This window comes from Brevibacillus fluminis (genome assembly GCF_003710825.1).
Classification (GTDB): Bacteria; Bacillota; Bacilli; order Brevibacillales; family Brevibacillaceae; genus Brevibacillus_D; species Brevibacillus_D fluminis.
The window spans coordinates 242340-250000 of sequence record NZ_RHHQ01000006.1 but is presented as its reverse complement, the minus strand read 5'-3'; the positions used below and the strand labels follow the sequence as shown (position 1 = coordinate 250000).

7 protein-coding genes are annotated in these 7661 nt (G+C 50.6%); 1 reads left to right on the top strand and 6 read right to left on the bottom strand.

All coding sequences use genetic code 11. The features are described from left to right. Window positions 1-156: 156 nt before the first annotated feature. Together EDM56_RS06865 and EDM56_RS06860 are read right to left on the bottom strand one after the other, a co-directional pair. Window positions 157-999, bottom strand: coding sequence for an aldo/keto reductase (locus EDM56_RS06865; protein WP_122917146.1), 843 nt, complete (start codon window positions 997-999; stop codon window positions 157-159). 13 nt (window positions 1000-1012) lie between these two features. Continuing rightward, window positions 1013-2236 (bottom strand): MFS transporter, encoded by a 1224-nt coding sequence (locus EDM56_RS06860; RefSeq protein ID WP_122917145.1) that lies wholly within the window; start codon window positions 2234-2236, stop codon window positions 1013-1015. Window positions 2237-2418: 182 nt separating this feature from the next. Between EDM56_RS06860 and EDM56_RS06855 the strand changes: the two genes are divergently transcribed. Beyond that, entirely contained in the window at window positions 2419-2805 is a 387-nt protein-coding gene (locus EDM56_RS06855; RefSeq protein ID WP_122917144.1) for a winged helix-turn-helix transcriptional regulator, read from the top strand. 71 nt (window positions 2806-2876) lie between these two features. Here EDM56_RS06855 and EDM56_RS06850 read toward each other — a convergent pair whose 3' ends face one another. The 4 genes from EDM56_RS06850 to secD all read right to left on the bottom strand — a co-directional run bounded on the left by EDM56_RS06850 (window position 2877) and on the right by secD (window position 7660). Then, window positions 2877-3287, bottom strand: a complete 411-nt coding sequence (locus EDM56_RS06850) for a VOC family protein (protein ID WP_122917143.1) — start codon at window positions 3285-3287, stop codon at window positions 2877-2879. A gap of 172 nt (window positions 3288-3459) precedes the next feature. Further along, window positions 3460-4107, bottom strand: coding sequence for a nitroreductase family protein (locus EDM56_RS06845; RefSeq protein ID WP_122917142.1), 648 nt, complete (start codon window positions 4105-4107; stop codon window positions 3460-3462). Window positions 4108-4271: 164 nt separating this feature from the next. Next, complete coding sequence (locus EDM56_RS06840; RefSeq protein WP_246009290.1) at window positions 4272-5285, bottom strand: HD-GYP domain-containing protein; 1014 nt, start codon at window positions 5283-5285, stop codon at window positions 4272-4274. Between the two features lie 221 nt (window positions 5286-5506). Continuing rightward, entirely contained in the window at window positions 5507-7660 is a 2154-nt protein-coding gene (gene secD, locus EDM56_RS06835; protein ID WP_183192321.1) for a protein translocase subunit SecD, read from the bottom strand. Window position 7661 lies beyond the last annotated feature (1 nt).

Genomic DNA, 7661 nt, shown 5'->3' with positions numbered 1-7661 from the left:
AGGCAATCGATTCATAACTCTCTGTCCCTTCTAAATAGCGATGAACCGCTGACAATTTATCGTCTATAGTAAATTTAGCCATAGAAAAACTGCACCTCCAATTGTTATGTGTCTAACAATTGGGGTGCAGTTCAGTGATCGGGCGCTTTTTTTCGCTTAAAAATCAAAGTTATCTGGGTCTGGGCCGACGCGATGGTTTTGGTTTAACGCGTCAATTCGGGCCATATCATCTGCTGTCAGCTCGAAATCGAATACATTGGCATTTTCAGCGATGCGGTGTTCTTTCGTCGATTTCGGAATCGTAACAACCCCGTTTTGCAAGTCCCAGCGCAGGATGACCTGTGCCACAGATTTTTGATAGGTGCGGGCAATTTCTTGCAACGTTTCATTCTCCAGCAATTGACCTTGCATGAGCGGGGACCATGCCTCCATCTGAATGCCGTGCTCACGGCAAAAAGCTTGCACCTCTTTTTGCGTTAAACGCGGATGGTACTCCACCTGATTGATCATCGGCTTGATTTCGGCATCTTTCATCAAGTCTTCCAAATGGTGGATCTGAAAATTGCTGACTCCGATCGCTTTCACGCGCCCCGCCTTGTACAACGTTTCCAGCGCTCGCCACGCTTCTTTGTATTTACCAGCAACCGGCCAGTGAATCAAGTACAGATCGAGATAATCGAGTCCGAGCTTCGCCAGGCTTTGCTCATAAGCAGCTAGCGTAGATTCGTAGCCGAGATCGGCGTTCCACACTTTGGACGTCACGAACAGCTCTTCCCGTGCGATGCCAGCTTCAGCGAGACCTTCGCGGATTCCTTTGCCTACCCCTTCTTCATTCCCATAGATCGCAGCGGTGTCGATGCTGCGGTAGCCGTGGACAATTGCTGCCCGCACTGCATTGACCAGCTCAGGTCCTTCCTCCACTTTGAATACGCCAAGCCCGAACCATGGCATTTGTACTCCGTTATGCAGTGTTGTCGTTTCTTGCAAGTGTTTATTCATCTTCTTTTCCTCCTTAGAAATGTTCAGCGATTTGGTATTCGCTGCTTTTTATTTGTCGTTTCTCCTTTTTTTCCAGTCCCATGCTCCAGCCTGTAAGCAGAACAGCTGCCGCGACCATCACCGCGCCAACCCATGGCGTATGAATGAGGCCTATCGAATCGGTTATCACTCCTCCCAAATACGCGCCAATCGCAATCCCGGCATTGAATGCCGCTATATTGATCGCCGAGGCGACATCAACGGCCCCCGGCACAAATCGCTGTGCCAATTGGACAACATATACTTGTAAGCCCGGCACGTTCATGAATGCGAGGATGCCCATCAGGAAAATCGTTGCCAGGCCCGCGATTTTGAATGGAGCCGTGAATGTCAAGACAAACAGCACGATGGCTTGGACAATGAACATGTAGAAGAGCGCGACGATTGGATTGCGGTTTGCAACTTTACCGCCGATTGTGTTCCCGATCGCAATCGCAATGCCATACACCAGCAGGATGATGGCGACCGTCCCTTCGCTAAATCCGGTAACATCCTGAAGCAGCGGAGATAAATACGTAAATACGACGAATGTGCCGCCATACCCAAGCATGGTGATCAAAAACAGCAGTACGAGACGACCGTTTGTCACCAGCTTCACTTGATCACGCATCGTTGTGCGTGTTCCTTGGCGCAGGTCACGTGGGATGAGCAGCCCGTTTGCCAAGAGTGCAATTACCCCTGTGATAATGATAACCACAAATGCCGTCCGCCAGCCGAACTGCTGACCGATGAAAGTACCAAACGGCACCCCGGTCACCGTGGCGACCGTCAATCCCGTAAACATAAACGCGATGGCACTTGCCCGCCGATTGGCCGGAACCAGATCGGCGGCGATTGTCGATCCAATTGACATGAATACGCCGTGCGACAAGGCGGAGATGATCCGCGCTGTAAGCAGTACGCCGACGCTGGTCGCAGTCGCCGCCAGGCTGTTCCCGATAATGAACACGATCATGATCCAGAGCAACAGCCATTTGCGAGACATGTTCGATGTCAGCGAGGTCAGAACTGGCGCCCCAAACGTGACGCCCAATGCATATAGAGAGACGGTCAATCCCGCCGTAGTGACAGAAATGTGTAAATCCGAGGCAATGAGCGGCAAGAGGCCCACACTGATAAACTCGGTGGTACCGATCGCAAAGGCGCTAACAGCCAGTGCAAGCAATGCCCAAGTGCTTCTTTTTTTATTGGTAGACATGGTTTCCTATCCTTCTCCTTTTCTCTGTTTTTGAATCATGTAGTAATAAGAAAATCATTGAAAACCAGCTGGCAAGAGTTATTATGGTATAGATGCGACAAAAAGAGAAGTACACACTTTCAAGTACCATAGTAACGAAAAAGTGATATAGATACTTTTTGGTGCCTATAAGGAGGTAGGGAATCATGGAAAAGAAATATAACATTTCGGTGGAGGCAACCCTTGACGTGATCGGCGGGAAGTGGAAATGCGTCATCCTCTGCCATCTGACGCGCGGCGCGAAACGAACGAGCGAACTGAAGCGGCTCATGCCGGGTATCACCCAAAAAATGCTGACACAGCAGCTGCGTGAGCTCGAAGAGGACGGGATCATCAATCGCATCACCTTCAACCAAGTGCCGCCAAAGGTCATCTACGAGCTGAGTGAATACGGCTGGAGTCTGCAGGGGATTTTAAATGCGCTGTGCGATTGGGGCGAACGGCATATCGAGAAAGTGTACGGCGATTTTGATGTCCTGGAAAGCAGCATCTTGAACGATCATCTACTTAACAAGCAGCCAACCCCATAACCCCACGCTGCACAAAAAAACGAACCCTCTGCAGGTTCGTTTTTTCATGCCGATATACTGCTGCTCTTCGTTTACTTATCCAGATCCTCTTCAGCGGAAGGCCAGCCGCCCCACAAATTCGAAAGGTGACCATCCGGATCGCGAAACGTGAAGCTGTAGCCACCGCCCTTCTTGTAAACCATCTCGCCGACATCAATCCCTTTTTCCTTGAGCTCGGCGTAAACAGCCTGAATTTCATCAACCTGAAGTGAAAGGATCGGCTGCGGCTGGCCGTTCATATTGCAAAAATCAAGGTGCGGCACCTCTGGCGAGCGAACCAATCCGAGCCCCACCCCGCCCACATTCAGCCACGCTTCATTGTCGCCCGGCGTATACGGGAATGTGAAAGGAATGCCCAGCAGCTCCTGATACCATTTGATCGATGCTTCCAGATTTTTAACCGGTAATTGAATGACAGCGAAATTTTTCACTTTCACACTCATACTTTCAGCTCCTTTGCTTTTTCACAAGCCTCTATCATCTGATCCCTCCGCTTGCCTGTTGCTTCTTCCTTTTCTATTTTCATGACCCAACCAAAAAATGTCAATCACTGGTGCAAACGCACAAAAAAGAACCTCTTCCACTTGTGAAGAGATTCTTTTATGGCTTCATCGACTACTCAATGAAATGGGTGATTTCGGCTACTTCTTTGCGAGGCAGCTTTTTCGGCGTATCTTGCGGATGTCCAAGCGCGATGACCATGTTGATCTGCTTTTGCGCCGGAATGCTGAGCATCTCTCTCAGCTTGTCCGCTGCCAACAGTACAGGTCCGGTCATCGGGCATGTGCCCAACCCTTTTGCATGCGCAGCCAGCATCAGGTTTTGCGATGCCAGACAGCTGCTCTTGATGCCTTCCTCGTCCCAAACGTTATGCGGAACCAGTTCAATCGGTTCAAAGATTTTTTCACGGAATTTCGATTCATACGGCGTTGCCAAGCAAACGATCAGGGCAGGCGCATCCGAAAATGCGGTTGCATACGGTCCAAAGGAGCGCACCAGCAGTCTGCCTTCTTTTTCGAAGCCTTTTTCCGTCGCTTGCGCCGCTTTTTCGTGCAGGGCATCCCACGTAATTTGCTCGATTTCTTTAATTTTTTCGCGGTTGGTTATGACGATGAATTCCCATGTCTGCGAGTTGGTGTCGCTCGGAGCGTAGCGAGCGCAATCGATGATATCCTCGATGTCCTCACGTGTTACTGGCTGCTCCGTGAATTTGCGAATGCTCCGTCGTCCATGGATGATTTCTTTCAATGCCAAAAAATCCATCTAAAAAGCTCCCTTATGTTTATTTGCGCAACGATCATTATATCGCAAAACTTCACGTTTTCGAAACTCTAAAACGCATTCCCTATCGTTGACGCAATTTTCTGTGTCCTTCTGAGCTCAGGGCGCACACAAAAAACGGCTGCATCAGCAACCGTTTTAGCTTCCTACATACAAATCGATTGAATGCGCAAATCACTCTCTTTGCTCAAATCGATAAATCCTTCATTCGCTTTGATCAAAGGCTTCTCGATGTCAAACGGGTTCAGCATGACAACCTCGCCCATCGTGCCATCGGTTAATACCACTTGCTCCCCGACCATTTTTTTCACGATGTTGTCCAAAAACAGAGACGTAATCGACGAATCTAACGCCCCGAAAATCCCTTTTCGCATTTGGCTGATCACCGCGTGAAAGGGAAGCGCATTGTGATACGGCCGTTTGGAAGACATCGCGTGAAAAATATCCGCCACGGCTACAATCCGGCTGAATAGGTCGATCTTGTTATCGGTAATCCCGAACGGATAGCCTTTACCATCAAGTCGCTCATGATGCTGCAGCGCCACCAGCGCTGTCCGGTGGTTGAGGCCGGGCGTGTCTTTAAGCAAATTATAGCCGAATACGGTGTGCTGCTTGATGACTGCAAACTCTTCTTGCGTCAGCTTATCCGGTTTGTTTAATATGTCGAGCGGAACCTGCATTTTTCCTACATCATGTAGTGTCGCTGCCAAAGACAGGACTGCAAGCTCGGTTTCTCCCAGATTCAGCCACTTGCCAATCATCGTGGAAAGAATGCCGACCCCGATATTGTGTTGATACGTGTATTCATCCGTGGCCTTAACCGCCTCAAGCAGTTGAAACACATTGGTGTGTTCCGTCACCTCACGGACAAGCGGAAGGATTTCGTTGCGCATCTGCATGACCGGTATTTTGCGCGTATGCCGAATCGAGTCAAACATTTCTTTGGAAGCCCTTACAGCTTTTTGCACCTCTTGCTTGCAAGCGATGCCCTCTTCCTCTGAATCCGTCATGATGGCGACTGTCGTGATGTCAATGCGATGATTCCTGATCAAATCGAGGTGTTCATCCGTCAAAACGGTTTGTGCTGCGACGATCAGCATTCCGTACGAGTTGAACACATCCCGCTTCACTTTTTTCCCCCGATATCCTGCCGATTCCACCTTATGCCCTCCTCCACAATCCCCATTTCGTCTCAGACTATCGACAGGAAAGATAGCCGTATGCTCGCTTCAAGATGTGTGATGCACAGGTGTCTGGCGATTGCTTTTTGCGTTAATTGCCGCTTGGTTAATTATACCACGCAATTCTGAACATTTTCTGAACAAGTTTCGAAAAAATCAAAAAAGCAGGTTCGTGTCCCTGCTTTTTTGTGCTTCCTGCCTTATTCTATTGCTGCTTTTTGCTTTCTTGCAAACTCTCGCTTCTTCAGCGTCACCCATACTTGCGCTGCGATAAAGATCGACGAATACGTGCCGCTAACCAGTCCAAAAATCAGCGCGAGCGAAAAGCTGCGGATTCCTTCGCTTCCGAGTACCGCGATGGAAAGAGCCGTCACAAACACTGTGGCGACGGTAAAAAGCGAGCGGCGCATGGTCTGCCAAAGGCTCACGTTCACCATCTGCTGCAAGTCTTCCACCGTTCGTACCTTCGTCGTTTTCAGATTTTCACGAATGCGGTCAAAGATCACGATCGTATCGTTGATGGAGTATCCGACGATGGTCAGCATCGCTGCGATGAACGTGAGGTCGATCTCCAGCTGGAACACGGAGAACAGCGCCATAGGAATGAACACGTCGTGCAAAAGCGCGATGACGCAAGCGATGCCGAATAAAAGCTGGAAACGAAAGGCAATGTAGATCGCGATGCACAGCGCCGCAAGCAGCACGGCCACCACCGCCTTCTTCACCATCTCTTCCGCGATCACCGGCGATACGGTCGATTCTTGCCTGCTGACCTGACTTCCGTATTTTTGCTGGAGGTCATGCTGGATGCGTTCCAGATCTGCCTTGACCACCGGCTTTTCAAAGGTGGTCGTCGCCCATTCCTGCTTGCTGCCAAAGGTTGTCACCGGCTTGAAGTCGACAGACGGCACATCCTGCTGGATCACGGCCGCAATGTCAGCGGTTTGAAACGGCTTGCCGATCATCAGATCGAGCCTCGTTCCCGCTTTGAAATCGACGCCAAGATTCAGCCCGAACCCGATCATCGTCACCAACCCAATCAGCAAGATTCCGAGCGAAACAGCATAAAATTTCCGCCGATTTTTGACGATGTCAAACTTGACGATCTGCCGCTCGTCCTGCTGAACCGCAATGTTCTCCCGCTTGACGCCGAACCATCCAGGTCGCTTGCACGTATTGGTCGCCAGCACCTGACCAAGCAGCAGGCGGGACCCGTATACATTGGTAAGCAAGCTGGTCACAAGCGTCATGATCAGAATAATCGAAAAGCCTTGAATGGAACTCGATCCAAACGCCAAGAGCACAACTGCTGCGATGATCGTCGTCACATGGGAATCGATGATCGTCACGAACGAATGCCGCTGCCCAGCCCGAAAGGATGACCGAATCGTTTTGCCGCTGCGAATCTCTTCCTGAATCCGCTCATAGGTGATGATGTTGGCATCGACCGCCATCCCGACGGATAGGATGAACCCAGCGATTCCCGGCAAGGTCAAGGTCGCCTCCATCCAGCCCAGCATGACCATGCAGATGTATGCAAAAACGAGCAAGGTGATATTCGCAATCATCCCCGGCATCCGATAGATTGCCAGCATGAACAAAAGTACGGCGACAAAACCGATATAACCGGCAGTGAGGGTCTTGTCGAGCGACATCGCCCCTAGACTGGCGCCAACTTGATTCGCCTGTAGCTGCACAAGCTTGGATGGCAATGCGCCCGCGTTGATGATTTTGGCGAGCTGATTCGCTTCCTCTACTGTCCGCTGCCCTCTGATCTGCGCGCTTCCGTCCGGGATCACCTCATCGATGACCGGATTGGTCAGCATCGTGTCATCCAAATAAATCGCGACGTTCCGGTGCAAATTCGCCTTCGTCACGTCCCTGAATTTGTCGGCAGCGTTGAACTTCAGTCCGATCACCGGCCGCTTCAAGTCATCGAATCCGACGCTTGCTCCATTAGGAGCAAGGTCAGTTCCTTGCATCACGGTATGACCGTTGCTATCGCGGAAGGTGAGAACTGCCGGCTTGTCGATCAGGTTGCGCAGTGACTCCTGATCTGTCACGCCGGCCAGCTTGACTCGGATGCGGTCTGGATTTTCAATCGTTACCTCCGGCTCTGTGACACCCCCGATATTGACCCGCTGCTCGATCATGGCGGCAGTCGCTTTCAGCAGGTCATCCGTCACAGCTGCGCCTTGCTGGAGCGGCTCTACATGGTAAACGATCTCAAAGCCGCCCTGCAAATCCAGCCCTAAACGAATATCCTTTGCGATCTTGTCGGTTGTCGTGCCCATTAGAAAAAACGCGATGGCGATCAACGCGACAAGTGCAATCAATCTGGACCATTTTATCATA